The organism is Devosia rhizoryzae (genome assembly GCF_016698665.1).
GTDB classification, from domain to species: Bacteria; Pseudomonadota; Alphaproteobacteria; order Rhizobiales; family Devosiaceae; genus Devosia; species Devosia rhizoryzae.
Genome location: NZ_CP068046.1, coordinates 2361953 through 2386183, shown reverse-complemented (window position 1 = coordinate 2386183; position 24231 = coordinate 2361953). Strand labels below are relative to the sequence as shown.

Below are 24231 nucleotides of genomic sequence, written 5' to 3'. Positions count from 1 at the left end.
CGAAGGAATACCATGGACAAGACGGTTCCGGACCTGGCCACGGCATTGGCACGCATCGAGAATGGCATGGTGCTGATGGTGGGCGGCTTTGGCGGCTCTGGCGCGCCGATCGAGCTGATCCATGCGCTGATCGACCGGTTCAAGGCGACCGGCAGCCCGAAGAACCTCACCGTGGTCAACAACAATGCCGGCAATGGCCGCATCGGCATTGCCGCGATGATCGACGCGGGCATGGTCGCCAAAATGATCTGCTCGTTCCCGCGCTCGGCCGATCCGCGCGCCTTCACCGAAAAATACCTGGCCGGCGAAATCGCGCTCGAACTGGTTCCGCAGGGCACTTTGGCTGAGCGTATCCGGGCCGCTGGCGCCGGCATTCCGGCCTTTTACACGCCTGCCAGCTATGGCACCGATGTTGCCAAGGGTAAGCCGGTGGCTGAGTTCGACGGCAAGCATTATGTGCAGGAGCGCTGGCTGAAAGCCGATGCGGCGCTGATCAAGGCCGAACTGGCCGACACCCTGGGCAATCTCACCTATCGCAAGGCGGCGCGCAATTTCTCGCCCCTAATGGCCGCCGCCGCCAAGGTCACCATCGTTCAGGCGACGCGCATCGTTCAGCCCGGCGAGATCGACCCCGAGCAGGTCGTCACAGCAGGTATTTTCGTCAATCGCGTGGTCGAGGTTTCCGATCCGAAACAGGAGGAAGCCCTGATGCGCGACGGAGTGGCATACGCATGATCAGCAAGCTTTCCAACGCCCAGATTGCCTGGCGCGCCGCGCAGGACATCGAGGATGGCGCCTATGTCAATCTTGGCATCGGCTTTCCAGAGATGGTCGCCAAGTTTCAGCCGCCCGGAAAACAGGCCATTTCCCACACTGAGAATGGCGTGCTAAACTTTGGCGAGGCGCCGGCCGAAGGCGAGGAGGACTGGGACCTCATCAATGCCGGCAAGAAGGCGATCACCTTGAAGCCCGGCGCGGCCTTCTTCCACCACGCCGACAGTTTCGGCATGGTGCGCGGCGGCCATCTCGATGTGGCGATCCTCGGGACCTATGAAGTGGCGGAAAACGGCGACCTCGCCAATTGGTCGACCGGCCCCAAGGGCGTGCCGGCGGTGGGCGGAGCCATGGACCTGGTCCATGGCGCCAAGCGCGTCGCCGTCATCACCGACCACGTGACCAAGGGCGGCAAGCCCAAGCTGGTGAAGAAAGGCGCATTGCCGCTGACCGGCGTCGGCTGCGTGACGCGCGTTTATACCAGCCTTGCCGTACTCGACATCGAAGGCGGCCGCTTCGTGCTACGCGAAAAGCTGCCTTCGATGAGTGTGGATGAGTTGCAGGCGGTGACCGGCGCCGAAATGGTACTGCCCGAGACCATCGGCGACCTCGTCGCCCCGGAGCTTTGAGATGACCGAGGCCTTCATCTGCGCCTATAGGCGCACCCCCATCGGTCGCTTCGGCGGATCGCTGTCATCGGTGCGACCCGACGATCTGGGCGCCATTCCGCTCAAGGCGCTGATGGCAGAACAGGCCGGCGTCGATTGGGACGCCGTCGATGACGTCATCTTCGGCAATGCCAACCAGGCTGGCGAGGACAACCGCAACGTGGCGCGCATGAGCCTGTTGCTGGCCGGCCTGCCGGTCGGCGTCACCGGCACGACGATCAACCGCCTCTGCGGCTCAGGCATGGATGCGGTCATCGCTGCCGCACGCGCCATCAAGTCGGGCGAGGCGGAACTGGTCATAGCCGGCGGCACCGAAAGCATGAGCCGCGCCCCCTTCGTACTGCCCAAGGCCGACACGGCTTTTTCGCGCAATGCCGAGATTTATGACACGACCATAGGCTGGCGCTTCGTCAACCCGGCCATGAAGGCGCAATATGGCGTCGATTCCATGCCCGAGACCGGCGAGAACGTTGCCCAGGAATTCGGCGTCAGCCGCGATGCGCAGGACGCCTTTGCCGTGCGCAGCCAAGACAAGGCCGTCGCCGCCCAGAAAAATGGCCGTCTCGGCAAGGAACTCGTCCCGGTCACCATCCCGCAGAAGAAGGGCGATCCTGTTGTCGTCGATACCGACGAGCATCCGCGCGCCGGTACGACCGCCGAAGCCCTCGCAAAGCTCCGCCCGCTTTTCCCCAATGGTACTGTGACTGCCGGCAATGCCTCTGGCGTCAATGATGGCGCGGCGGCGCTGATTATCGCTTCCGAGGCCGCCGCGAAAAAGCATGGCCTCGAGCCCATCGCGCGCATTCTGGGCGGCGCGACAGCAGGTGTGCCCCCGCGCATCATGGGCATGGGGCCGGCCCCGGCCGCCAAGAAGCTGTTCGCGCGGCTTGGCCTGGGTGCCGCCGATTTCGATGTTATCGAACTGAACGAGGCTTTTGCCAGCCAGGGCATTGCCGTGTTGCGCGATCTTGGCATTGCCGAGGACGATGGGCCCGTGAACCCCAATGGCGGCGCCATTGCGCTGGGCCATCCCCTCGGCACGAGTGGCACCCGCATCACCGGTTCGGCTGCGCTTGAACTGGCCCTGACTGGCAAACGCCGGGCCTTGGCCACGATGTGCATCGGCGTCGGCCAGGGTATCGCGATCGGCCTTGAGCGGGTCTGAGCTAGCGGTCACCTTCCCTTCTTACTGTCTCCTGAAAATCCGACTGTGTCGATGCTTTATTCTTTAGAAAACGCCGCGCCCGCTATCGACCCCGCCATTGCCTGGATCGCGCCCACGGCAACGCTAATCGGTGATGTCATCGTGCGTGCTCAGTGCAGTGTTTGGTTTGGCGTTGTCGCGCGCGGTGACAACGAGCAGATCACCATTGCCGCACGAAGCAACGTTCAGGAAAACGTCGTCCTCCATACTGACATCGGCTTCCCGTTGGACATAGGACAAGGCTGTACCATAGGCCACGGCGCTATCTTGCACGGCTGTACAATTGGCGAAAATACCTTGGTTGGCATGGGCGCCATAATCCTCAATGGCGCACGAGTTGGCCGGAATTGCCTGATCGGGGCTGGCGCCCTTGTCACCGAGGGCAAAAAAATCCCCGACGGATCTTTGGTCGTTGGCTCCCCGGCCCGGGTCATCCGAATGCTCGATAATGACGCGATTGCCGGCTTGTCGCGCTCGGCAGAAACCTACATCCGCAAGGCTCAACGCTACTCAAAGCACTTCGCTGAAGTGCTCCTTGTATGATTGTTAGGGGCTTTAGCTGTGTGGCGGAGGGTATGGCCTGGTCACATTCAAAAGCGCCAGGTCTATGCCGTCTTCGTCAACGATGTATCCGGAACTGTCATAAACCGCGATCACGCCGGCCTTACTCCGCTGTCGAATGGATCGGCATCCAGGCGGTTCTGCTCATCTGTGGTCTGGTGTGCTTGGTCGCGCCCCTGCTGGCCATGACGGCCAATGGCAGCAAAGGATTTTCCGTGCGACGCGAATAGATAGACCGCCGGCCGGCGACGTTCGGTGTAGTGCCGGTGGACGTCTACGCGATGCCCATGTCTGCTTTTAGGCTTTTGGGAGGGCTAGTTTAATGGCCGGAATGGGGCGCGTCGCTGCCAAACCGCTGTCGAACCCATTTATGGCAGCCAGCGATGGTGATCCTAATAGCGCTCGTGCGATCTCACTAGATCCCCAGACGTTTTAGATCATGTTTGCTTGCCGTAGATTTTAGCCTATTCGGTTTGCGTCCAATCACGATTTTCAGGATACCGCTCTCGCTCCCGCATGGACCTACAATGGCCTTCAATGCTTTGAGCGATCAATGGCCACAGTTGGGCCTCGCCGACTACTGCGGTAGATGAGGACAACAGCCCTTTGAGTTCGGCACGCCTAGTGCTACTGGGTTCCCTTACAGGCACTGCATCGCCGCCTGGACGCCTCTGGCGGAGAAGGGGACCTGCAGGTCTCTCAGGCCCATTTCGATCCCCGACAGTGTCCCCATGAGGGTCAGTTCATTGCACTGGCCGAGATGGCCGATGCGGAAGATCTTGCCCTTGAGACGGGTGAGGCCCTGGCCAAGCGACAGGTTGTATTTCTCAAGGACGTGGTGGCGGAAGGTGTCGGAGTCGTGTCCTTCTGGCATAACCACAGCGGTCAGAACCGACGAATGCGCCTCTGCGTTCTCGCAGAGGACTTCCAGCCCCCAGCCCTCGACCGCGGCGCGGGCTGCCGCCGCCAGGCGATCGTGCCTCGCGAATACATTGTCGAGACCTTCTTCTTCGAGCAGAGCAATGGCTTCCTTGAGGCCATAAAGGAGGTTGGTCGCAGGCGTATAGGGAAAAAATCCGGTCTGGTTGAGGGCCATCATTTCCGACCAGTCCCAATAGGAGCGCCGGGAGCCTCCGGTGCGCGCGGCTTCGATGGCCCGCGGCGACAGCGCGACGAAAGCGAGGCCCGGCGGCAGCATCAGGCCCTTCTGGGAGCAGGTCACGGTCACGTCGGCGCCCCAGGCGTCGTGCTCGTAGCGGAGCGAGCCGAGCGAGGAAATCGCGTCGACCAGCAGCAGGGCAGGGTGCCCCAAGGCGTCAATGGCGTCGCGAATGGCCTTGATCGGGCTGACGACGCCGGTCGAGGTTTCGTTGTGGACGACCATCACGGCCTTGATCTTGTGCTCGGTGTCGGCTGCAAGGCGCTCGCTTATGACCTGCGGATCGGCCCAGTCGCGCCAGTTGCCGGGGATAAAGTCGATTTCGATCCCCCACTTTTCCGTTAGCTTGCGCCACTGGGTCGCGAAATGGCCGGTCTCGACCATCAATACTCTGTCGCCCGGGGCAAGCAGGTTGACGACAGCCGATTCCCAGGCGCCGGTGCCTGAGCCCGGAAAGATCAGCACTGGGTGCACGGTGCGAAAAATGCGCTTGATGCCGCCGAGGACGGTCTTTGCCAGCTCGGCAAATTCCGGGCCGCGGTGATCAATGACCGGCATGCTGATCGCGCGCAGAACCCGATCAGGAACGGCGCTGGGGCCTGGGATTTGCAGAAAGTGCTGGCCGAACATCTGAGTCATCATACGCCTTGCGGTCTGGTTTCGATCTTGCTGCCATTTTGCATTCATTTTTCTCGCACAACAAGAATTTTGAATTCGATATGTCCACTGCTATGACTAGATAGGGCAAATCACGAGGATTGAATGGCCATTGCGGATGAGGTAGAAGAGGGTGGTGGAGTGTTGCTTCTTGCGCCAGTGTTGGGCGCAAGTGGATCTCTGCACGATGAGATTCTTGCAGGGCTGCGCCGTTACCTGATCGAGGGCAGTCTTCCAGACGGGGCGCGAATTCCAGAGCGCCTGCTGTGCGCAACGATGGGTGTCTCACGCACGCCCCTGCGCGAGGCTTTGAAAGTCCTTGCTTCAGAAGGGCTTGTTGAGCTGCTTCCCAATCGCGGTGCGCGTGTACGGGCCTTCACGAAAAATGACATCCGCGAGCTGTTCGAGGTGATGGGCGGTCTTGAGGCCTTGGCGGGGCGCCTTGCCTGCGAGCATATTACCGACGTCGAGGTCGCAGGCGTCGAGCAGCTACACTACGACATGTATGCCAGCTATATGCGCCGCGACCTGCCAACCTATTTCGCGCTCAACCAGAAAATCCACTTGGCGATTGTGGCTGCTGCCAGAAATTCCGTTCTGACAACAACTTACTCAAATTTTGCCAGTCGCCTGCAGCGCGTGCGCTACAATGCCAATCGCGAAAACCACAAGGATCGGTGGGGCGAGGCCATGCGCGAGCATGAGCAAATTCTGGATGCGCTGCAGCGTCGTGCCGGCCTCGAATTGAGCGATATTCTATTCCGTCATCTTCAGAACAAGCGCGCGGCGGCCCTGCGCTACCTTGATGACCATCCGTCCGACGCCGGCGATCAGAGATAGACCTGCCTGAAAAATGGACTATAGCGGCCAATTGCCCAGTCATGCGTCAGAAATTGCATTCAGTTTCCTGATTTCCCCTTGAGTTGAATTCATAATCAGGCATTCTGTGTTAATTAATGCATTCGGGTGAGGATGATGAAGGCGATCGTAATAGGGGGAGGGGTGATCGGTGCGGCTGTGGCTTTTCGCCTTGCCGAAGCCGGAACGAGCGTCACCCTGATTGAGGCCGGTCGCATCGCCGAGGGCACGTCCATGACCAGCTTTGCCTGGGTTAGTGCCTGCGAGAAGATCAATTCCGACAGCTATTACCGCCTAAGCCTGGCAGCCGTGGCGGCGCATCTCGATCTCGTTGCCGAGTTCGGTGCTGCAGGCAACTGGTATCATCGTCCCGGTGTCATTCAGTGGCTGGGCGCCGGCTACGAAGGCATGGCGCTTGCCGAAAGTCCGCTTTTCCAGAAGCTCGACAGGCTCGCGGCGCTCGGTTATCCGGCCGAACGCATCGGTGCCGGCGATCTTGCGCGGCTCGAGCCGCGCCTGTGCCCTGCAGCGCTCGGTATCGGTGAAGAGGCTATTCACTACCCCGAAGACGGATACGTCGAGGCGCCGGTGATGATTGGCGCGCTGATCGAGGCTGCCATCGTGCGTTTCGGTATGGAACTGCGTACGCAGACCGCGGTGCGCCGGTTGATCACCGACAATGGTCGCGCGACGGGCGTCGAAACCGCGAGCGGGGAAACGCTCTCTGCCGACGTTGTAATCAATTGCGCCGGCCGCTGGGCCAATGAGGTTGTCGGCAGCCCGGATCTCACCATTCCGCTGACGCCTACCCTGGGCCTCATTGCCTATACGTCTTCTGTGGGCACTGCCATTCGCAAGGTATTGCGCACGCCTTATCTCAATGTCCGCGCCGATGGCGGTGGGCGACTGCTCCTGCGCGCCAACGACCTCGACGAGACCCTTGCCGCCGATGATGTGGCAAGGCCGGATCATCCTGCGGCGATCGAACTCGCTCGCCGGCTGGGCGAGCTGGTTCCCGCGCTTGTCGGTATCCATGCCGAAGCCGCGCGGATTGCAACGCGACCCATTCCACAGGGCGGGCTGCCCTGCGTCGGCACGCTTCCCGGGCTAGACAACTACTGGGTTGCCGTCACCCATGGCGGCATCAATACCAGCGCCCTCATCGGTATCGCACTCCGGGACGAGATCCTCGAAGGCCGCCCGGCGCCGGAATATGCGCCCTATCGTCCCGACCGTTTCTTCAAGGCGGCTGCATGACCAAGCCAGAACCGCTCCTCAGCGTCGAGCATTTTTCGCTCAGCTTTGGAGCCAGCAGCACCAATCTCATCGATGACATCTCCTTCTCCGTCGAGCCGGGCAAGACCCTGTGTCTCGTGGGTGAATCCGGCTGCGGCAAGAGTGTCACCTCGCTGGCGCTGATGGGTCTTTTAGCCAAAGGGGCGGCGCGGATCACCGGCGGCAAGGCCAGGTTCGCCGGAGAGGATCTTTTCGCGCTGCCGGAGCGCCGTCGCGCCGACCTGCGCGGCAATGACATAGCGATGATCTTTCAGGAGCCGATGACCTCACTCAATCCCTCGATGACCATTGGTCACCAGATCGTCGAGGGTGTCCGCCGCCACAAAGCCGTGTCGAAGGAAGCGGCCGAGGCGCGCGCGCTCGAAATGCTAAGCCTGGTGCGTATTCCCGCGCCGGAAAAGCGCTTCCATGCCTATCCGCACCAGCTCTCCGGCGGCATGCGGCAGCGCGCCATGATCGCCATGGCTCTCGCCAATTCGCCCAAGCTGCTGATTGCCGACGAGCCGACCACGGCTCTCGACGTGACTATTCAGGCTCAGATCCTGGCGCTGGTCAGCCGGCTGCAGGCAGAGACCGGCACGGCCATGATCCTCATCACCCACGATCTCAGCGTCGTGGCGGAAGTGGCCGACCATGTCGCGGTCATGTATGCCGGCCGCATCGTCGAGGTTGGTTCGGTCGACGATATTTTTTCCGATCCCCAGCATCCCTACACGCTCGGGCTTTTCGGCTCGGTGCCGTCCATTGGGCGGCGCAGCGGCACCCTCGCGACCATCGAAGGTTCGGTGCCGCTGCTTGAGCGCATGCCGCCGGGCTGTCGCTTCGCGACCCGCTGTCCCTTTGCCGACCAGCGCTGTTTTGAACGGGCGCCGCCGAATTACGAACCCAAGGACGGGCATCGCGTGGCCTGCTGGTATGCGCCCCTCGAAAATCACGTGAGGGCAGCATGAGCGCGCGCCAGGATATCATCCTCGAAGCCCGCGAGGTCACCAAGCGTTTCGGCCATCCCGCCAATTTCATGCGCCAGTCGAGCCTGGTCCATGCCGTCACGGCGGTGTCGCTGTCGGTGCGGCGTGGCGAGACCCTGGCCATTGTCGGCGAATCGGGTTGCGGCAAGTCGACCCTGGGTCGCCTGCTGCTGCGGCTGATCGAGCCGACCTCGGGCAGCGTGGTCTATGAGGGGCAGGAGATCACCGCGTTGAGGCAGCGAGACATGCGCCGGCTGCGCAGGGAACTGCAGATCATCTTCCAGGATCCGTTCGCCTCCCTCAACCCGCGGATGACGGTGCGGCAGATCCTGGGCGAACCCATCCGCCTTCATCGCCTAGCCTCCGGCAAGGACGTCGATGACAGGGTCGACCAGTTGATGCGCACGGTTGGACTGCGGGCCGATTGGAGCGATCGCTATGTGCATGAATTTTCTGGCGGTCAACGCCAGCGTATCGGTATCGCGCGGGCCCTGGCGGTCGACCCCAAGCTGGTGATCGGCGACGAGCCGGTCTCGGCGCTCGATGTGTCGATCCAGGCGCAGGTGGTCAATCTCCTGGGCGAGCTGAAGCGGGATTTCGGCCTGACACTGGTCATCGTCGCCCATGATCTCGCCGTCATCCGGCACATGAGCGATCGTGTCGCGGTCATGTATCTGGGCCAAGTGGTCGAGCTGGCCGCGGCCGACGACATCTATGAGGCGCCGCTTCACCCCTATACCTCGGCACTGCTGCAGGCGATCCCGGTGTCTGATCCGACGGCACGCGGCCAGCGGCAGTTGCTCCAGGGCGACCTGCCGAGCCCGACGGCCCCGCCTTCCGGCTGCCGGTTCCACACCCGTTGCCCGCATGCGAGGCCTCGTTGCAGCCAGGATCATCTCGCGCTCGAGCCCGTGGGCGACGGCCGTTTCGTCGCATGCCATTTCTGGCGCGAAATCCAATCGGCCGGCGTCAGCGTGCCTGCCGCGACGGCGCGACGTTCGGCGCTGGAAATGCGTCTCGGGCTATATCGCACGAGGCAAGAGGAAAGAAGACAGGTGGACCGGTAGGGGCCGGTTCGCCCAGATGACTTCGAAGGGGAGGCCGCAGAGCCGGCCGGAGAAACAGAGAAACTGGAGAGAACGACGATGAAGAAACTGGTACTGAGCGCCATGCTCGCAGGCTTGATGGGGGCGACCGCTGTTTCGGCGGCTGACCTCAACGTTGCCCTGCAGGACGATCCCGATATTCTCGATCCCCATCGCGGCAATACTTTTGTCGGCCGCATGGTGTTCGGCCCGCTGTGCGATGCGCTGTTCGACATCGACACCTCGCTCAACATCGTGCCGCGCCTCGTGGCCGACTGGGCCTGGTCCGAGGGCGACACGGTCCTGACCATGAACCTTCGTCCCGACGCGCTGTTCCACGACGGCACGCCGGTGAATGGCGAAGCGGTCAAGGCCAATCTCGAGCGCGCACTCAATTTGCCGGAAAGCAATCGCAAGGCCGAACTCGCCTCGATCGAGTCCATAGAAGTGCTTAGCGACACCCAGGTCGCCATCACCCTCAAGGCACCCGACGCGGCCTTCCTGGCCAATCTTACCGATCGCGCCGGCATGATGGTGTCCCCGGCGAGCTTCGAAACCGCCGGTGAAGGCGGCCTCGTCTGCGCCGGCCCCTACAAGTTTGTCGAGCGTATCCAGAACGACCGCATCGTTATGGAAAAGTTTGCCGACCACTGGGACGCCGACAACTACCACTTCGATCAGGTGATCTATCGTCCGATCCCGGACACCACGGTGCGCCTCGCCAACCTGCAGTCTGGCGATCTCGACATCATCGAGCGTCCGGCTCCGAATGACATGGCGACCATCCAGGGTGACAGCAACCTGGTCTTCGACATCGTCACCGGCCTCGGCTTCTATGGTGTCAACTTCAACCTCGGCAACGGCGAACGCTCGCAGTCGCCCATCAACCAGGACAAGCGCCTGCGCGAGGCGCTCAACCTGACCATCGATCGTGATGTGCTCAACGACGTACTGGGGATGGGCACCTATCCGCCCGCCTACCAGCCGTTCTCGACCGCGTCCTGGGCCTACAATCCCGAATTCGATGGCGGTGAGCGCGACATCGAACGCGCCAAGGCCCTGATGGCCGAAGCGGGGCACGAAACAGTGTCGTTCGAAATACTCTATGCCAACAACAGCGCCATGCAGTCGCTGTTCGAGCTGGTGCAGGCTATGGCCAGCGAGGCGGGCTTCAACATCACGCTGCGCCCGACCGAGTTCGCCGCCTATGTCGACGAACGCGAAGCCGGCAATTTTGAAGTGAGCCAGTTCGGCGCCTCGGGCCGCATCGATCCTGATGGCAATTTCCATCGCTATCTCGCCTGCGGCAGCGCCGGCAATGTTGGCAATTACTGCAATGACGAACTCACCGACCTGCTTAACAAGGCGCGCGTGATCAACGATGTCGAAGAGCGCAAGGCCCTCTACGACCAGGCCCAGCAGATTGCAGCCGAGGACCTGCCGGCGCTGTATTTCTACTACACCCCGCGCACCTGGGCCTATAGCGCCAAACTCGACGGCTTCGTGGCCTATGCCGATGGCGTGCTGCGCCTCGCCGGCCTCAAGCCCAAGCAGTAAGTGAACTCTGGCAGGCGACGGATCTCTCCGCCGCCTGCCGCTTTGCAAAGGCCCCGACGAAGTGCTCAAACTTATCCTCCGACGCATCATCGTCGCCCTGCCGACTCTGATCATCCTGTCGATGATCATCTTCGGTCTGCAGCGCATGCTGCCCGGCGATCCCATCCAGACGATGATGGCAGAGGAATCCGATCCGCAGGTCGTGGAGTTTCTGCGCGAAAAATATCGACTCAATGATCCTTTGCCGATGCAATATCTCGCCTGGGTGGGCAATGTTCTCCAGGGTGATTTCGGAAGTTCCCTGCGCACCGGCATTCCCGTCACCGAGATGATCCTGCAAAAGCTGCCCATCACGGTGCAGCTGGCGACCATGGCCATGATCATGGCCCTGCTCATCGGCATTCCGGCCGGTATCCTGGCCGCCGTGCACAAGAACAGCGCCATCGACTACACCGCCAATGCGGTTGCCCTGTCGGGCATGTCGGTGCCCAATTTCTGGCTCGGCATCATCCTCATCATGGTCTTTGCGGTCAGCTGGAAGATCCTGCCAGCCTCGGGCTATGTGCCGATCACTCAGGATTTCTGGCTCTCCATCAAGTCAATGCTAATGCCTGCCTTCGTGCTGTCCACGGCGGTGGCCGCCTATCTGATGCGCCATACGCGGAGCGCCATGCTCAGCGTCCTGAGTTCCGACTACATCCGCACTGCGCGCGCCAAGGGGCTGCTCAGCAATGCGGTCATCATTCGCCACGCCTTGCGCAATGCGCTTATGCCGATCGTCACGCTGGCCACATTGCTGTTCGGCGACCTTCTGGCCGGTGCCGTGCTGACCGAACAGATTTTCGTCATTCCCGGTTTCGGGAAGCTGATCGTCGATGCCGTCTTCACCCGTGACTATGCGGTGGTGCAGGGCGTCGTGCTGTTCACCGCCATCGGCTTCATCGCCATGAACATCCTCGCCGACGTACTCTACATCGTCATCAATCCGCGCTTGAGGCATCCGCAATGACCCTTGCCTCGCAGACCGAGATCGTCGCTCCCCGCCGCCGCTTCCGCGGCCTCAGAAAACTGGCCCGCAATCGCGGCGCCCTGTTCGGTGGCGCCATCGTGCTGTTCTTCGTGGTGCTGGCGGTGTTCGCTCCACTGATTGCCACGCACGATCCTTTCGCTTCCTCGTTCACCAATGTTCGAAAGCCGCCATCGGCAGAGTTCTGGCTCGGCACCGATGAAATCGGCCGAGATATCTTCAGCCGGCTGCTCTATGGCGCGCGCGCCTCGCTCATGGCCGGTGTCGTTTCGGTCGCCATTGCACTCCTCATTGGCGTGCCGCTCGGACTGGTCGCCGGCTATTTCGGTCACCTGATCGACGGCACCATTTCCCGCTTTATCGAGGCGCTACTGGCTATTCCCTCGCTGATCCTGGCCATTGCCCTCGCTGCGACCCTGGGGCCGAGCCTGATGAATGCGACGTTGGCCATTGGTGTTGCGGCAACGCCGATCTTCGTGCGCCTGACGCGCGGACAGGTGCTGGCGATCAAGACAGAGGACTATGTCGAGGGCGCGCGGGCGATCGGCCTGCCGCATGTGCTGATCATCCTGCGCTATATCCTGCCCAATGTGCTTTCGCCGGTCGTGGTCCAGGCCACTATCACCATTGCGACGGCCATCATTGCCGAGGCGAGTCTGTCCTTCCTTGGCCTTGGCCAGCAGCCGCCAAACCCCTCCTGGGGCTCGATGCTGAACACCGCCAAGAATTTCATGACGCAGGCGCCCTGGCTGTCGATTTTTCCGGGCGGCGCCATTTTCCTGGTCGTGATGGGCTTCAATCTGCTTGGCGACGGCCTGCGCGACGCACTCGATCCGCGCGACAACTGATTTATTGAGGAGTTTCCTATGTCACAGCGTGTAGCCGACCATCTCGGCGGGCAGTTGGACGCCATCATCGACCGGCTCGGGCAGTATGTTGCCTGCGCAAGCGTCAGCGCCGATCCGAAATTCGAGCCAGGCATGCAGGCAGCGCGTGACTTTCTGATCCGGCGGTTCACCGAAATCGGCCTCGACAACGTGCAACTGCTCGATGGCGGCGGACACAAGGCCGTCTATGCCGACTGGCTGCATGCGCCGGGCAAGCCGACCCTATTGGTCTATGGCCACTACGATGTTCAGCCACCCGATCCGCTGAAAGCCTGGGACACCGAACCCTTCGTGCTGACGCGCAAGGGCGACCGCCTCTATGGCCGTGGCGCTTCCGACAATAAAGGCTCATCGACAATAGCCATCGAAAGCCTTGCCGCCTATCTCGCCATCGAAGGTGGTTTTCCGTTCAATATCCGTTGCCTCTTCGAAGGTGAGGAAGAGGTGGGCGCCGTCTCGCTGCCGGCGATCTTCGAGCGTTACGCCGATCTGCTGAAAGCTGACCTGGTGCTGTCGGCCGATGGTGGGCGCAACGGCTTCTGGCCGGCGATCAATGTCGGCTGCCGCGGCGTCAACGCGCTGGAAGTGACGCTGAGAACCTCTTCCGTTCGCGACCTCCACTCCGGCCGCTATGGCGGCACGACGCGCAATGCCCTCCATGACATGGCGAGGCTCCTGACGACGCTGCATGACGAAGAGGGCCGGGTCAGCGTTGCTGGTTTCCTGCCCGAGGCTGCCAGGCCGACGCCGCAGCAGCGTCAGCATGCTGCCGAACTCAATATGGACGAGCCGACCTTCTTTGCGAGCTTTGGCGGGATTGCCCATGGCTATCCCGAATATTCCGCCATCGAGCGCCTGACGCTGATGCCGACGCTCGAAATCAACGGCATGTGGGGCGGCTATACCGGGCCGGGATCGAAAACCGTCATTCCCAACGAAGCCCATGCCAAGATCACCATCCGCCTCGTGGCCGGGCAGGACCCCAAGGAAACGGCCGCGGCGGTCATCCGCCATCTCGAGGCGAACGCACCCAAGGGCACCAGCATCTCCATCCAGTCCGATCGTGGCGGCGCCCCGGCCTATAGCCTGAGCGAAGAGAGCCCGCTGGTGGTCGCTGCCGATCGTATCCTGCGTGATATCACCGGCCAGACGCCGGTGCGCGTGCGCAGCGGCGGCACCTCGCCCATCACCTCCACCATTCGCGAATTGCTGGGCATCGATACGCTGATGTTCGGCTTCAGCCTGCCGGCCGATGGCGTGCATGCGCCCAATGAATCCTACGCCATCAACAGTATCAAGGAAGGTGTGGTCTGCTGGCCGCTGATGCTGACTGAATTGGGCCGTGTCTGTGACGAGAGCAAGTAGAAGGATCGAAGTGATGAAAGCCATCGTTATCGGAGGCGGTGTCATTGGCGCATCGATCGCCTATCGCATGTCGGAAGCGGGCGCGGATGTTACCCTCGTCGAAGCCGGCCGCGTCGGCGGCGGGACGTCGTCCACCAGCTATGCCTGGGTCAATGCCTGCGAAAAGCTGACCTCGCGCGCCTATTTCGAGCTCAACTGGGCCGGCGTCAGAAGCCACCGGCGCCTCGCCGAGGAATTCGAGGGCGCCAATTGGCTGCATCGGCCGGGCGTCGTGCAGTGGCAGGACGCCGGGGCCGAGGCCGCCGGCTTCGACGAGGGCGACTTCGACAAGTTCGAACGCCTGACCGAATGGGGATACCCGGCCGAGCGTATCGACCGCCAGACCCTGGGCGAACTCGAACCCGATGTCGATCTCGACACCTTCAGCGAAGAGGGCGCACTCTATTACCCCGAGGATGGCTGGCTCGATGGCCCGGTCTATGCTGGCGCCATGGTGCTTGCCGCCCGCCGCCGGTTCGGCCTTAAACTTGTTCAAGGTAAGGTAACCGAGCTTCTCACCCGCAATGGCGCTGCCGTGGGCGTGCAGCTTGCAAGCGGCGAAACCATTGAAGCCGATGTCGTCGTCAACAGTTCCGGTCGCTGGGCCAACGAGGCAGTCGGCAATGACGATTATGAACTGCCGCTGGCGCCGACCGTGGGGCTCATCGCCTATACGGTCAGTTGCGACACCAGCCTGCGGCACGGTCTGCGCACGCCTCTCGTCAATTGCCGCCCAGACGGGGCAGGGCGCATCCTGCTGCGCGCCAATGATATCGATAAGACCGTGCCCGCTGACTCGGATCCCGTGCCTTCGCATCCTGCGGCGCAGCAATTGCTCCAGCGCGTCAAAAAGCTGATGCCCACGCTCGAACGCGTCCATGTTGAGGCGGTGCGCACGGCCATTCGTCCCATTCCGAAGGATGGTTATTCCGCCATCGGCCCGCATCCGGCGCTCTCGAATTACTATGTCACCGTCACCCATAGCGGCGTGACCCTGGCCGCCTTCATCGGCGAGGGGGTCACGGCAGAACTGGTCCATGGCCGCAGTGTGCCGGAATTTGCCGAGTTCCGGCTCTCGCGCTTCTTCTAGAGGAAAGATCGATGCGGATTGCCATTCTGGGTGCCGGCGCCGTCGCACGCGCGAGCGCGGCCTATCTTCTTACCCGCGGCCATGAGCCGGTCATCTGGTCGCCGTCGGGCAAGAGCGCTGCGGCGTTCCGCGATGGGTCACTGGCCGTCGAAGGCCAGATCGCCGGCGCGTTCAAGCTAGCCATTGCTGACAGCGCTGAAGCGGCCATGGAGGGCGCCGAGCTCATCATGGTGGCCATGCCGGCCAATGGCCATCGCATGGTCTACGAACAGATCGCCCAGCACGCGTCTCCGGGTCAGATCATAGTCATCAGCGCCCAGCCTGTCCTTGGCGCCTTCGCGCTTCAGAATCGCCTGTACGCGGCCGGCAAGGACAATGCCATTCTTGCCTGGGGTACCACACTGCTGCGATCGCGGCAGGTCGGGGCGTCAGGCGTTCGCATCAACACGATCCGCAAGTCGGTCGATATTGCTTCCCTGCCCAGCAAGGCAGATGCAGCGGTCGCCGTCTGCCGAACGGCCTTTGGTGACAAGTTCGACGTTCGCCCCGACATGCTGGCGATCTCGCTCTCCAATATCAACCCGCAGGCGCACCTTGCCTTGGCCCTCACCAACTTCACCCGAATGGAGCGCGGCGAAACCTGGGGCCAGAGCGAAAACCTCACCTCGGGCGTGGCGCGCTTCCTTGAATCCCTCGATGGCGAACGCCTTGCCCTGGCGCGGAAACTGGGTGTTTCGGTGCGCTCCATGGCCGATCATTACCACCGCACCTATGGCTTTACGATTGCGTCCCTCGAAGCCATGGCTGCGGAAATCCGCACCGAGGGGGCCGGGCAATTGGGGCCGACGACCGAACAGAGCCGCTATGTCCTCGAAGACGCTCCCTTCGGTCTCGCATCGCTGATCCGGCTGGGCGATGCCGCGGGCGTGGACATGGCGCTGCACCGGGCAGGCCTTGCACTTCTTTCGGCTCTCTATGGCAGAGATTTCGACAGCGAGAACGATCTGCCTGTCGATCTGTCGAGGCTGCTGGAAGGTCTCGCGGAGCAGGTTTGAGCAATCAGGAAGAATGCTTGAGCCGCGAACTGGAGACGGAACCGTCAGTGCGCGGCGGGAGCTCGTGAGAGCTTTCCCTGCAGGCGCGAAATACCGGCTTGCCGTTGAGGGAACTTCGACTTCTTTAACGTCTGCTTTTGGGGAAGTCGTAAGGTGGACCAGACGGCTGGAATGGGGCGCACTGTGGCCTCAAGCTACAATACCATCCTAGTTTTGATGCTGTCACAGAAAGGCTGCCGCTCTGCGGGAGGCGAAGGCATGTCAGCCCTATTCGAAGGAGTTGCTGCCTTGTAAATTTGGCGCACAGGACCTCTATTCTTGGGCATCGAGCAGGAATATGCGCTCGAGGACGCGCCGATATGCCGGGCCGTCGTCTTCCAGTTCCATGATATCCCGCATATGTGCTCGCCAGCGCGTTATGGCCGGCGCTTCGGACTCTTTGGCGTCATAGGGGCCCGAGCGGATCGTATGGGCAAACAACAGTCCCGAATCCCCGTGGAAGTATATTTCATAGTAGATAATCCCCTGGTCGAGCAGCGCCTGGCGCATTTCCGGCCAGAGCGAATCATGGCGCCGCCGATATTCATCGGCCATGCCGGGCTTGACCTTGAGCACGAAGGCGCCAGTGGCGGCCGAGTTGATCTTCGTCATGATGGCTCCGTTGAATGAGGGACTGGGCGACGCGCCGCCTGGCCGGTGAGCGCTCGGCTGATTTCGTCGGCGACCAGAGACTGGAGACGGCTCAGGGCCGTCGCAGAATACCAGGCGGCATGTGGTGTCAGGATAATCCCCGGCGCCTGGCGCAGTGGCGAATTATCGGGCAGGGGTTCAGTCTCGAATACGTCGAGGGCAGCGCCGCCCAGATGACCCGATGCGAGCGCGGCAGCCAGGGCGGCTTCATCAATCAGGCCACCGCGTGCCGTGTTGACCACCATGCTGCCCGGCTTCATCCCCGCCAGCGCGGTGGCGTCGAGCACGTGTCTCGTTTCAGCCGTAAGCGGCAGGTGCAGGCTGATGAGGTCGGCACTGCCGATCAGTTCGGCGCGATCCAGTAGTGTCACACCCAGCGCCTCAGCGTCTGATGGCGACAGCATCGGGTCACACACGGCAAAGCTAAAGCCGAATGGCGCCAGCCGGGCCAGGGTTGCCCGCCCGATCCGACCGAGGCCCAGAAGGCCAATCAGCAGGTCGCGTGGTGCGCGAATGCTAGGGGCGGTTTCAAGCACGTTCCAGCGGCCGGCCCGCAAACTCTCATCGAGTTGGCCGATGCGGCGGAGCAGCATCAGCGCCAGTGTCGCGGTGTGATCGGCAACTTCATCGGTGCAGTAGTCGGGGACATAGGCAACCTCGCGGCCCGATGCACGCGCCGCAGCCACGTCGATATTGTTGTAGCCGACGCCATAGCGGATCAGCCTACCGCCCGGCGCCATCCCGGCAACTGCCTCCGCATCGACAGGAGCGAACTGCACGACCGCGACATCGGCTCCGGCAAGCTGGGTACCTACGGCTCCGGCGTCCCGGCACTGTGCAACCACAAAATCTGCGCCTTCCGCGGCGGCGGCTGCCCGTTCGAACTGGAGATCGGCAAAGTTGTAGTCTGTCACCACGACGCGTCTCGTCATGCGACCCTCCCGGCATTAAGGGGCTTGTCAGCGCCCGTTTCTCATGATTTGATCAAATATCAATAATCAACGACTTGTCGATGAACTAGCCCGGAGGAAATCGATGACGAGACTGACCCGCCGACAGGCCATGGTTCTGGGCGCATCCGCGCTCGCGACCTCGAGCCTGATGATGTCCACGCGTGCTTTTGCCCAGGCGACGACACTCCGCGTCGGCCATGTGCTGGCGCCCACGCACCAGTTCCATCTCGGCTTCGAGTTGGCGGCCAAATCCATCGCGGAGGCGACCGGCGATCGGGTGAAGCTGGAAATTTTCCCGTCGTCCCAGCTCGGCACCGAGCGCGACATGAATGTCGCCATCCGCACCGGCGGCATCGACATGCTGCTTGCTTCGCCAGGTGGCGCGAGTGTCCACCTCAAAGAACTGGCGATTCTCGATGCGCCTTACCTGTTCCGCGACAATGCCCACTGGGAAGCCGTGGTCTATGGCGAGATCGGCGAGGACTGGAACAAGCGCATTCTGGACACGGCTGGCGTCCGCATCGTTGGCTGGTTCCATCGCGGCACTCGCCACGTCATCTCGCGCAGCAAGCCTTATGACATCCTGGCCGCCATTCAGGGGGAAAAGATCCGCGTGGCCGATCTGCCGCCCTACCCCCAGGTCTTCCAAGGCTTTGGCGCCGTGCCGACCCCGATCGCCTTCGCCGAAATGTACCAGGCGCTTGAATCCGGCATCGTCGATGGCGCCGACGTGCCGCTCGACACCATCCTCAGCCAGAAGCTGTTCGAGGTCTCGAAGTTCGTCAACCTGATCGCGTGGTCGTTTGCTGCGCCCGGGCCGATCCTGATTTCAGACACCGCCTGGTCCCAGCTTTCGGCGGAGGATCAGGCAGCGCTGGTTGCCGGTATCCGCCAAGGCTCCACCTTCGTCACCGACGCGTTCACCAGCGGCGAGTCCGACGTCAAGACCCAGCTTACGGGCCTTGGGATGACGCTAGTCGAGCCGACCGATATCGAGCTGTGGAAGGACGCTGCAGCCAAGGCCATTCCGACCCTTGCCGAAAGCTGGGGTGGTGACGCCGCGCTCTACGAGCGCATTCGCGACGTTAAGTAAACGGAGCGGTCATGCCCAACGCCCTGCGTGTCCTCAAATCCATCGAAGCCGGCATCGGACATGCCGAAGAGTGGCTGGGTATGGCCGCCGTCGCGGCGCTGGCGATCGTCGTCAACCTGCAGATCTTCTCGCGGTACCTGTTTCACGCGCCCTTCATCTGGCCCGAAGAGATATCGCGCCTTCTGCTGGTCTGGACAACCTTTATCGGCGCGGCGGCCCTGACCCGTCGCGCCGGGGACCTTGCCGTCGATACCTTCATCGAGATGATGCCGTACGGTCCCAGGCGGGCCTTCCTGATCCTGCGCGACACGGTGATGATCGTGCTGTTCGGTTTCGTAGCCCTGCAGGGTTTTGCGCTGGCCAACGCCGTCGCCGGAATGCCGCTGGTGGCGACCGGCCTGCCCACGGCCCTACTGGCATGGCCTGTCGTGCTGGGCGGCGTTCTCACCGTGTTTCATTGCGCGCTGCGGCTGGTGATGCACATCGCCGTGCCCGTGTCGGTCGACCAACACCTCGTTCCAAAGACCCTGACATGAGCCTTCTCTATATTGTCGTCCTGCTGCTGCTTCTGGCGGCCGGCATTCCGGTTGCCGCAAGCCTTATGATCGTGGGCATCGGCGGCGTCCTCGTCGCCGGTGTGCCGGTCTCGATCATCGGACAACGCCTCGCCTTCGGCATCGACAGTTTTACGCTGATCGCCATTCCCATGTTCCTGCTGATGGGCAACCTGATGAATGCCAGCGGGGTCACCCAGCGCATCTTTGATTTCTCGGTGGCCATGGTCGGACACTGGCGGGCCGGGCTGGCGCAGGTGAACATCATCGGCTCGCTGATTTTCTCGGGCATGTCCGGCTCGGCCCTGGCCGACGCGGCCGGCCTCGGAACCGTCGAAATCCGGGCCATGACCCTTAAGGGCTACTCGCCCCAGTTCTCGGCGGCCATCACTGCCGCCTCGGCGACGATCGGCCCGGTGATCCCGCCGTCTACCATCGCGGTGCTCTACGCCTTCATCGCCGATGTTTCGATCGGTCGCATGTTCCTGGCCGGCGTGGTCCCGGGGCTGATGATGGTGTTCACCCTTATGGTCACGGTCTACTGGCGCGGTAAGTCGCTCGACCTGCCGGTCCACGTCAAATCCACCTGGGCCGAGCGCGGCAAGGCGACCTGGAAGGCCTTCCCGGCTTTGTTGGTGCCGATCGGCCTTATCGGCGGCATGCGCACGGGCATCTTCACGGCCACCGAAGTGGCGGCGGTCGGCGTGCTCTATGCGCTGTTTCTCGCCGCGATCTACTACAAGGACACCAAGGGCAACGAGATGCTGGCCGCCTTTCGCGAGACGGCCCTATCGACCGGTGGCATTATGCTGATCGTCGCCAGTGCCAATGTCTTTGCCTGGATTCTAGCGCGCGAACAGATCCCGCAGGACATCACCGCCGCAGTGGTCGAGATGAATCTCTCGCCCATCTTTCTGCTGCTGATGGTGAACCTCATCCTGCTGCTGCTAGGGATGATCCTCGATGCCTCGGCCATCCTCATCCTTGTGACGCCGGTGATGGTGCCGGCTTTGGTCGCCGTCGGTGTCGACCCCGTGCATTTCGGCATGGTCATGATCGTCAACATGATGGTCGGCATGATCACGCCGCCCGTTGGCATGGCTCTTTATATCGTCGCCAACATCGCCAAGACGCCGGTGATGGACGTGGCGCGCGAATGCATTCCCTTCATCGTCGGCTTCCTTGTCATCCTGCTGGTGATCACCCTCATGCCCCAGCTGGTGCTGTGGCTGCCCGACCTCGTCTATGGACCATCTCTGCTATGACCAAGCCCAGCCAGTCTCCCATCATGCATGGCGGCGCCGAACGTCTGCCGATCCGCTGGGTGAATGCGCCGATCCCGCCCACGGTGATTTCGCGCTATCGCGTTGCCCCAGGCAAGTCCGTCTCGCTGCATGTCCATACCGGCAAGGCGGAAAACTGGGTTATCATCGCCGGGTCGGGCGTGGTCCGCATCGGCGAGGAATCCATCCCGGTCGTTGAAGGGGACATCGTTTTGACGCCCCCCACTGTTCCCCACGGCCTGACCAATACCGGAGATATCCCGCTGATCTTCCTCAATATCGTGCACCCCACCGGCGACGAGCCGATCACCTCGGTGGAGCTCGACAGCTGATGGTCCGCCTACTGATCACCGGCGGCAGCGGCATGGTGGCCCAACATGTCGCCGAGGCGGCCATTGGCCAAGGCCACGACGTCTGCCTTGCCGACGTCAGTTGGCCCGAAGATCGGATGTGGGTGCGGCTCGCCGATCGCGCCAGTTTCGACATCCGCGACAAAACCGCCTGCATTGACAGCAGCCGCGACTGCGCGGCCATCGTCCATTGTGCAGCAGTCGTCGGACCGGTTCGCTCCAAGGTCGATCCGCTGTTCACGCTCGATGTCAATGTCACCGGTACCGCGAATCTGCTTGAGGCCGCTTTCGCCACCGGCGCCCGGCTGGTCAATGTGAGTACGGCAACGCTTTATGGTAACCGGCCCGACCTGGCGCCGCTCGATGAGACCGATCCCGCCGATCCCCTGACCGTATACGATGGCACCAAGTTGATGGGGGAGACTTGGTGTGCTGCCCACCGGCGGACTTATGGCAGTGATGTGGCCTCGTTCCGCACCGGGTTCGTCTATGGGAGGGGCAACCAGATCGGCGAATATCTGCTGCCCCGGGCCATGGCTGGAGAAGCAGTGCACGAGCCGGCGGGCGGAGGCCATCCGTGCGATTTCACCTATGTCGTCGACCTTGCCGAAGCCCTGCTGGCGGCCGCGCTTGCGCCCACCTTGCCCAACACCGTCTACAATGTCACCGGCGGCGTCCTGCGCCGGCGCGATGAATTGGCGGCAGCGGTTCGGGCACTGGTGCCGGGTGCAGAGATCACGCAGGCGAGTGGGATAGACCCGGCGCGCCACCTGCGTGGTGCCGCGCGGCTCGATCGGGCCCACGCCGATTTCGGCTGGACGCCCCGCTTCACGCTGGAAACGGGGCTGGCAGATTGGCGGGAGCGCGTCTTGGCTCACTCATGACCCATTGGACCATCGAACCACTGCCGCTCCACAGCTTCGTGGCGCCAGGGCCAGAAGTGCTGTTCCAGCGTGGCTTTGGCGAAATGATCGACATGGTCATCTACGCTTTCGTCCTCCGTCGCGAGGGCGTGACGGTGCTGGTCGATACCGGTTTGCCAGCCGACTACACCGCACTCAATGCCGCCATTCGCAGTCGCAAGGGACCACGCGCCGGTTTCCACCAGTCGGGTAGCCGGCTGGTTGAGCGTGCCATTGCGCCACATGCCATCGTGCTGACGAGCTTTGGGCCCTATGCGGTCGGGGGTCTGGCGGAGTTTCCGCGTGTTCCCGTCCACGCCTCGGCGCGCGGATTGGCCGATCTTGCGATGCCAGAGGAACCCGCTCTCCTGCACCCCATTCCCGCAGCGGCAAGACATGTCTTGGCAGAGGCCGTGCCCTTTAATGGCGAAAGCGCCCCATTCCCTGGACTGAAGCTTATCGAGACCGGCGTCCACCACCCCGCATCCGCAGCCATAGTGGTCGAAACAGAGGCTGGCCGCGTTGCTATTGCTGACCCGGTGTTTATCCGGCGCAATGTGATAGATGGCACTGCCCTGGGGGCTGCGGAACATGCGGCCGGCTGGCATGGAATGATGCGTCGGCTGGCTAGTTGCGCCGATTCTATCATCCCGATTCACGATCCCGATCCGACGCCCCTGCGGCGCGATCTCTGGCACAGCAGTTTTGAGGCAGTATGACCGAGGAAACCCTAAAGCAGCCAACGCCGATCCTACATCGTAAGAAGGCCGACCTGGTCTATGAATATCTGCGCGAACAGATCATCAACGGCACCTATGCGCCAGGGCAGCGCATGACGCTGGCCGATCTCTCGCAGGAACTGGGACTTTCGCATATGCCGGTGCGTGAGGCCCTACTGCGGCTGGAACGCGAAGGGCTGCTGGCCAGCGAACCGCACAAAGGCATGCGGGTCGTCTCGCTGTCGCTCAAGGATGCAGAAGAGCTGTTCGAGATCCGTTGCGAACTTGAAGGCCTTTCGGCTTTCCGCGCAGCGACCTCGGGCGATACAGAACTTGTGGATGACCTGCTGTCCATCAATGGCGATTTTGCCGACGCCTATGGGCGGCACGATTTTACCGCCATGGGCTCGGCGAACTGGATGCTGCACCGCCGGATGCTGCAGGCTGCCGGGAGCGCTCAGTTGACACGCGTCCTCGAGGATCACTGGACCAGCTCCGCCCGCTATCGCTCGGGCTATCAGCTGATCCCCGGGCGCGCCCAGCAGACCATCATCGAGCATGATGCAATCATCGCTGCTATCCGCGACGGCGATGCTGACGCAGCGCGTCTCGCCGCTCGCCGCCACATCCAACTTGCTGGTTCGGACCTCGCGATCATCGTTGCCAAGAAGGCGGAGCACTGATGGGCGGCTTCACTCTCGACCTGCCGCGCTCCGTTCTCGTTTCAGGCGCTGCAGGCGGCATCGGCGGCGCGTTGGTCGACAAACTCGTTGCATCCGGTAGCGAGGTCATCGGCACCGATCGGCATCCAGCTCCGCCGCATTGGCGAGGCCAGCACTGGTTGACAGCCGATATCGGCAGCAAGAGTGGTCGCGATGCCATCGTCGCCAGGCTCAACCACCCTATCGGCGGGCTGGTGTTTGCCGCCGGCATTCTCGATACCGCCGATTGGCAGACCATTGACGAGGATGCCGCGGCTGAGTTGCTCGCGGTCAATCTGACCGCGCCATTGTTCCTGACCCGAGCCCTGTTGCCGCTTTTGGCCGGCGCCTCAATTGTGATCGTAGGCTCCATCGCGGGATTGCGCGGATCTCCGGCGACGCCTCTCTATGCTGCCAGCAAAGCGGGCCTGCGCAATCTGGCCGCATCGATGGCACTGCTGCTCCAGCCAAACGATATTCGCGTCAACGTCGTCGCGCCCGGATTGATCGATACGCCGCTGACCGCAGGCCTCAATGCCGAACTTGCGCAGCGCCGCAATATCAGCATCGCAGCGATAGAGGCAGAGCGCGCGGCCCCCATTCCCCTCGGTCGGGCCGGCACCAGCCAGGAGGTCGCAGATGCCTGTCTCTACCTGCTCAGCCGCCAGTCCGGCTACGTGACTGGTTCGACCTTGTTTGCCACCGGTGGCGTTCTCGCCGGCATCACCTGAGGATA

At 62.4% G+C, this 24231-nt stretch carries 25 protein-coding genes; 22 read left to right on the top strand and 3 right to left on the bottom strand.

The genetic code is table 11. The features are described from left to right. The first annotated feature begins 12 nt into the window (after positions 1 to 12). Genes JI748_RS11715 through JI748_RS11700 form a run of 4 tightly spaced genes read left to right on the top strand, consistent with a single transcriptional unit; the run spans position 13 to position 3189 of the window. Entirely contained in the window at positions 13 to 735 is a 723-nt protein-coding gene (locus JI748_RS11715) for a 3-oxoacid CoA-transferase subunit A (RefSeq protein WP_201630821.1), read from the top strand. Then, on the top strand, positions 732 to 1403 hold the full coding sequence (locus tag JI748_RS11710; protein WP_201630819.1) for a 3-oxoacid CoA-transferase subunit B: 672 nt from the start codon (positions 732 to 734) through the stop codon (positions 1401 to 1403). The genes JI748_RS11715 and JI748_RS11710 overlap by 4 nt, the downstream gene beginning before the upstream one ends. A 1-nt stretch (position 1404) precedes the next feature. Continuing rightward, positions 1405 to 2607 carry a 3-oxoadipyl-CoA thiolase gene (pcaF, locus tag JI748_RS11705; RefSeq protein ID WP_201630817.1) on the top strand — a complete coding sequence of 401 codons (1203 nt, stop codon included), beginning with the start codon at positions 1405 to 1407 and terminating at the stop codon, positions 2605 to 2607. Positions 2608 to 2658: 51 nt separating this feature from the next. Beyond that, the gene (locus tag JI748_RS11700; protein ID WP_201637275.1) at positions 2659 to 3189 is read left to right on the top strand and encodes a gamma carbonic anhydrase family protein; all 531 of its coding nucleotides are present in this window, start codon (positions 2659 to 2661) and stop codon (positions 3187 to 3189) included. Positions 3190 to 3847: 658 nt separating this feature from the next. On the opposite strand, the gene JI748_RS11695 is transcribed toward JI748_RS11700, so the two are convergent. Beyond that, positions 3848 to 5005, bottom strand: coding sequence for a pyridoxal-phosphate-dependent aminotransferase family protein (locus JI748_RS11695; RefSeq protein WP_201637273.1), 1158 nt, complete (start codon positions 5003 to 5005; stop codon positions 3848 to 3850). A 123-nt stretch (positions 5006 to 5128) separates the two neighbouring features. On the opposite strand from JI748_RS11695, the gene JI748_RS11690 reads away from it, so the two are divergent. From JI748_RS11690 to JI748_RS11645, 10 genes are all read left to right on the top strand, one after another. Then, positions 5129 to 5863, top strand: a complete 735-nt coding sequence (locus JI748_RS11690; RefSeq protein WP_201630815.1) for a GntR family transcriptional regulator — start codon at positions 5129 to 5131, stop codon at positions 5861 to 5863. A 132-nt stretch (positions 5864 to 5995) separates the two neighbouring features. Next, positions 5996 to 7138 carry an NAD(P)/FAD-dependent oxidoreductase gene (locus tag JI748_RS11685; protein ID WP_325166873.1) on the top strand — a complete coding sequence of 381 codons (1143 nt, stop codon included), beginning with the start codon at positions 5996 to 5998 and terminating at the stop codon, positions 7136 to 7138. Next, positions 7135 to 8127: an ABC transporter ATP-binding protein gene (locus tag JI748_RS11680; RefSeq protein ID WP_201630811.1), complete on the top strand. Its 993-nt coding sequence runs from the start codon at positions 7135 to 7137 to the stop codon at positions 8125 to 8127. The genes JI748_RS11685 and JI748_RS11680 overlap by 4 nt, the downstream gene beginning before the upstream one ends. Then, a complete protein-coding gene (locus tag JI748_RS11675; RefSeq protein ID WP_201630809.1) occupies positions 8124 to 9212 on the top strand; it encodes an ABC transporter ATP-binding protein in 1089 nt (362 codons plus the stop codon). Before JI748_RS11680 ends, JI748_RS11675 begins: the two co-directional genes overlap by 4 nt. Before the next feature lie 78 nt (positions 9213 to 9290). Continuing rightward, on the top strand, positions 9291 to 10787 hold the full coding sequence (locus JI748_RS11670; RefSeq protein ID WP_201630800.1) for an ABC transporter substrate-binding protein: 1497 nt from the start codon (positions 9291 to 9293) through the stop codon (positions 10785 to 10787). A 61-nt stretch (positions 10788 to 10848) separates the two neighbouring features. Then, positions 10849 to 11796 (top strand): ABC transporter permease, encoded by a 948-nt coding sequence (locus tag JI748_RS11665; protein WP_201630798.1) that lies wholly within the window; start codon positions 10849 to 10851, stop codon positions 11794 to 11796. Next, positions 11793 to 12662 carry an ABC transporter permease gene (locus JI748_RS11660; protein ID WP_201630796.1) on the top strand — a complete coding sequence of 290 codons (870 nt, stop codon included), beginning with the start codon at positions 11793 to 11795 and terminating at the stop codon, positions 12660 to 12662. Before JI748_RS11665 ends, JI748_RS11660 begins: the two co-directional genes overlap by 4 nt. Positions 12663 to 12680: 18 nt before the next feature. Then, positions 12681 to 14066: a M20/M25/M40 family metallo-hydrolase gene (locus tag JI748_RS11655; RefSeq protein WP_201630794.1), complete on the top strand. Its 1386-nt coding sequence runs from the start codon at positions 12681 to 12683 to the stop codon at positions 14064 to 14066. A gap of 13 nt (positions 14067 to 14079) precedes the next feature. Further along, a complete protein-coding gene (locus JI748_RS11650) occupies positions 14080 to 15195 on the top strand; it encodes an NAD(P)/FAD-dependent oxidoreductase (protein ID WP_201630780.1) in 1116 nt (371 codons plus the stop codon). Between the two features lie 11 nt (positions 15196 to 15206). After that, positions 15207 to 16250: an NAD/NADP octopine/nopaline dehydrogenase family protein gene (locus JI748_RS11645; protein WP_201630778.1), complete on the top strand. Its 1044-nt coding sequence runs from the start codon at positions 15207 to 15209 to the stop codon at positions 16248 to 16250. A gap of 312 nt (positions 16251 to 16562) precedes the next feature. Here the strand turns inward: JI748_RS11645 and JI748_RS11640 are convergent, their stop codons facing one another. After that, on the bottom strand, positions 16563 to 16901 hold the full coding sequence (locus tag JI748_RS11640; RefSeq protein WP_201630776.1) for an L-rhamnose mutarotase: 339 nt from the start codon (positions 16899 to 16901) through the stop codon (positions 16563 to 16565). Next, a complete protein-coding gene (locus JI748_RS11635; RefSeq protein ID WP_201630774.1) occupies positions 16898 to 17872 on the bottom strand; it encodes a C-terminal binding protein in 975 nt (324 codons plus the stop codon). Before JI748_RS11635 ends, JI748_RS11640 begins: the two co-directional genes overlap by 4 nt. Positions 17873 to 17975: 103 nt before the next feature. On the opposite strand from JI748_RS11635, the gene JI748_RS11630 reads away from it, so the two are divergent. Genes JI748_RS11630 through JI748_RS11595 form a run of 8 tightly spaced genes read left to right on the top strand, consistent with a single transcriptional unit; the run spans position 17976 to position 24226 of the window. Further along, positions 17976 to 18986 (top strand): TRAP transporter substrate-binding protein, encoded by a 1011-nt coding sequence (locus JI748_RS11630; RefSeq protein WP_201630772.1) that lies wholly within the window; start codon positions 17976 to 17978, stop codon positions 18984 to 18986. A gap of 11 nt (positions 18987 to 18997) precedes the next feature. Next, entirely contained in the window at positions 18998 to 19522 is a 525-nt protein-coding gene (locus tag JI748_RS11625) for a TRAP transporter small permease (RefSeq protein WP_201630770.1), read from the top strand. Then, on the top strand, positions 19519 to 20805 hold the full coding sequence (locus tag JI748_RS11620; RefSeq protein WP_201630768.1) for a TRAP transporter large permease: 1287 nt from the start codon (positions 19519 to 19521) through the stop codon (positions 20803 to 20805). Before JI748_RS11625 ends, JI748_RS11620 begins: the two co-directional genes overlap by 4 nt. Then, complete coding sequence (locus tag JI748_RS11615; protein ID WP_201630766.1) at positions 20802 to 21155, top strand: cupin domain-containing protein; 354 nt, start codon at positions 20802 to 20804, stop codon at positions 21153 to 21155. Before JI748_RS11620 ends, JI748_RS11615 begins: the two co-directional genes overlap by 4 nt. Further along, positions 21155 to 22057: an NAD-dependent epimerase/dehydratase family protein gene (locus JI748_RS11610; protein ID WP_201630764.1), complete on the top strand. Its 903-nt coding sequence runs from the start codon at positions 21155 to 21157 to the stop codon at positions 22055 to 22057. Before JI748_RS11615 ends, JI748_RS11610 begins: the two co-directional genes overlap by 1 nt. After that, positions 22054 to 22794: an MBL fold metallo-hydrolase gene (locus tag JI748_RS11605; protein WP_201630762.1), complete on the top strand. Its 741-nt coding sequence runs from the start codon at positions 22054 to 22056 to the stop codon at positions 22792 to 22794. Before JI748_RS11610 ends, JI748_RS11605 begins: the two co-directional genes overlap by 4 nt. Continuing rightward, positions 22791 to 23477 carry a GntR family transcriptional regulator gene (locus JI748_RS11600; RefSeq protein ID WP_201630760.1) on the top strand — a complete coding sequence of 229 codons (687 nt, stop codon included), beginning with the start codon at positions 22791 to 22793 and terminating at the stop codon, positions 23475 to 23477. Before JI748_RS11605 ends, JI748_RS11600 begins: the two co-directional genes overlap by 4 nt. After that, complete coding sequence (locus tag JI748_RS11595; RefSeq protein WP_201630758.1) at positions 23477 to 24226, top strand: SDR family NAD(P)-dependent oxidoreductase; 750 nt, start codon at positions 23477 to 23479, stop codon at positions 24224 to 24226. The genes JI748_RS11600 and JI748_RS11595 overlap by 1 nt, the downstream gene beginning before the upstream one ends. Positions 24227 to 24231: the final 5 nt, after the last annotated feature.

Excerpts from the sequence above, each read along its gene's own strand:
- JI748_RS11715 (WP_201630821.1), top strand. The coding sequence starts at position 13 with ATGGACAAGACGGTTCCGGACCTGGCCACGGCATTGGCACGCATCGAG.
- JI748_RS11710 (WP_201630819.1), top strand. The coding sequence starts at position 732 with ATGATCAGCAAGCTTTCCAACGCCCAGATTGCCTGGCGCGCCGCGCAG.
- pcaF (WP_201630817.1), top strand. The coding sequence starts at position 1,405 with ATGACCGAGGCCTTCATCTGCGCCTATAGGCGCACCCCCATCGGTCGC.
- JI748_RS11700 (WP_201637275.1), top strand. The coding sequence starts at position 2,659 with ATGCTTTATTCTTTAGAAAACGCCGCGCCCGCTATCGACCCCGCCATT.
- JI748_RS11695 (WP_201637273.1), bottom strand. The coding sequence starts at position 5,005 with ATGACTCAGATGTTCGGCCAGCACTTTCTGCAAATCCCAGGCCCCAGC.
- JI748_RS11690 (WP_201630815.1), top strand. The coding sequence starts at position 5,129 with ATGGCCATTGCGGATGAGGTAGAAGAGGGTGGTGGAGTGTTGCTTCTT.
- JI748_RS11685 (WP_325166873.1), top strand. The coding sequence starts at position 5,996 with ATGATGAAGGCGATCGTAATAGGGGGAGGGGTGATCGGTGCGGCTGTG.
- JI748_RS11680 (WP_201630811.1), top strand. The coding sequence starts at position 7,135 with ATGACCAAGCCAGAACCGCTCCTCAGCGTCGAGCATTTTTCGCTCAGC.
- JI748_RS11675 (WP_201630809.1), top strand. The coding sequence starts at position 8,124 with ATGAGCGCGCGCCAGGATATCATCCTCGAAGCCCGCGAGGTCACCAAG.
- JI748_RS11670 (WP_201630800.1), top strand. The coding sequence starts at position 9,291 with ATGAAGAAACTGGTACTGAGCGCCATGCTCGCAGGCTTGATGGGGGCG.
- JI748_RS11660 (WP_201630796.1), top strand. The coding sequence starts at position 11,793 with ATGACCCTTGCCTCGCAGACCGAGATCGTCGCTCCCCGCCGCCGCTTC.
- JI748_RS11655 (WP_201630794.1), top strand. The coding sequence starts at position 12,681 with ATGTCACAGCGTGTAGCCGACCATCTCGGCGGGCAGTTGGACGCCATC.
- JI748_RS11650 (WP_201630780.1), top strand. The coding sequence starts at position 14,080 with ATGAAAGCCATCGTTATCGGAGGCGGTGTCATTGGCGCATCGATCGCC.
- JI748_RS11645 (WP_201630778.1), top strand. The coding sequence starts at position 15,207 with ATGCGGATTGCCATTCTGGGTGCCGGCGCCGTCGCACGCGCGAGCGCG.
- JI748_RS11640 (WP_201630776.1), bottom strand. The coding sequence starts at position 16,901 with ATGACGAAGATCAACTCGGCCGCCACTGGCGCCTTCGTGCTCAAGGTC.
- JI748_RS11635 (WP_201630774.1), bottom strand. The coding sequence starts at position 17,872 with ATGACGAGACGCGTCGTGGTGACAGACTACAACTTTGCCGATCTCCAG.
- JI748_RS11630 (WP_201630772.1), top strand. The coding sequence starts at position 17,976 with ATGACGAGACTGACCCGCCGACAGGCCATGGTTCTGGGCGCATCCGCG.
- JI748_RS11625 (WP_201630770.1), top strand. The coding sequence starts at position 18,998 with ATGCCCAACGCCCTGCGTGTCCTCAAATCCATCGAAGCCGGCATCGGA.
- JI748_RS11620 (WP_201630768.1), top strand. The coding sequence starts at position 19,519 with ATGAGCCTTCTCTATATTGTCGTCCTGCTGCTGCTTCTGGCGGCCGGC.
- JI748_RS11615 (WP_201630766.1), top strand. The coding sequence starts at position 20,802 with ATGACCAAGCCCAGCCAGTCTCCCATCATGCATGGCGGCGCCGAACGT.
- JI748_RS11610 (WP_201630764.1), top strand. The coding sequence starts at position 21,155 with ATGGTCCGCCTACTGATCACCGGCGGCAGCGGCATGGTGGCCCAACAT.
- JI748_RS11605 (WP_201630762.1), top strand. The coding sequence starts at position 22,054 with ATGACCCATTGGACCATCGAACCACTGCCGCTCCACAGCTTCGTGGCG.
- JI748_RS11600 (WP_201630760.1), top strand. The coding sequence starts at position 22,791 with ATGACCGAGGAAACCCTAAAGCAGCCAACGCCGATCCTACATCGTAAG.
- JI748_RS11595 (WP_201630758.1), top strand. The coding sequence starts at position 23,477 with ATGGGCGGCTTCACTCTCGACCTGCCGCGCTCCGTTCTCGTTTCAGGC.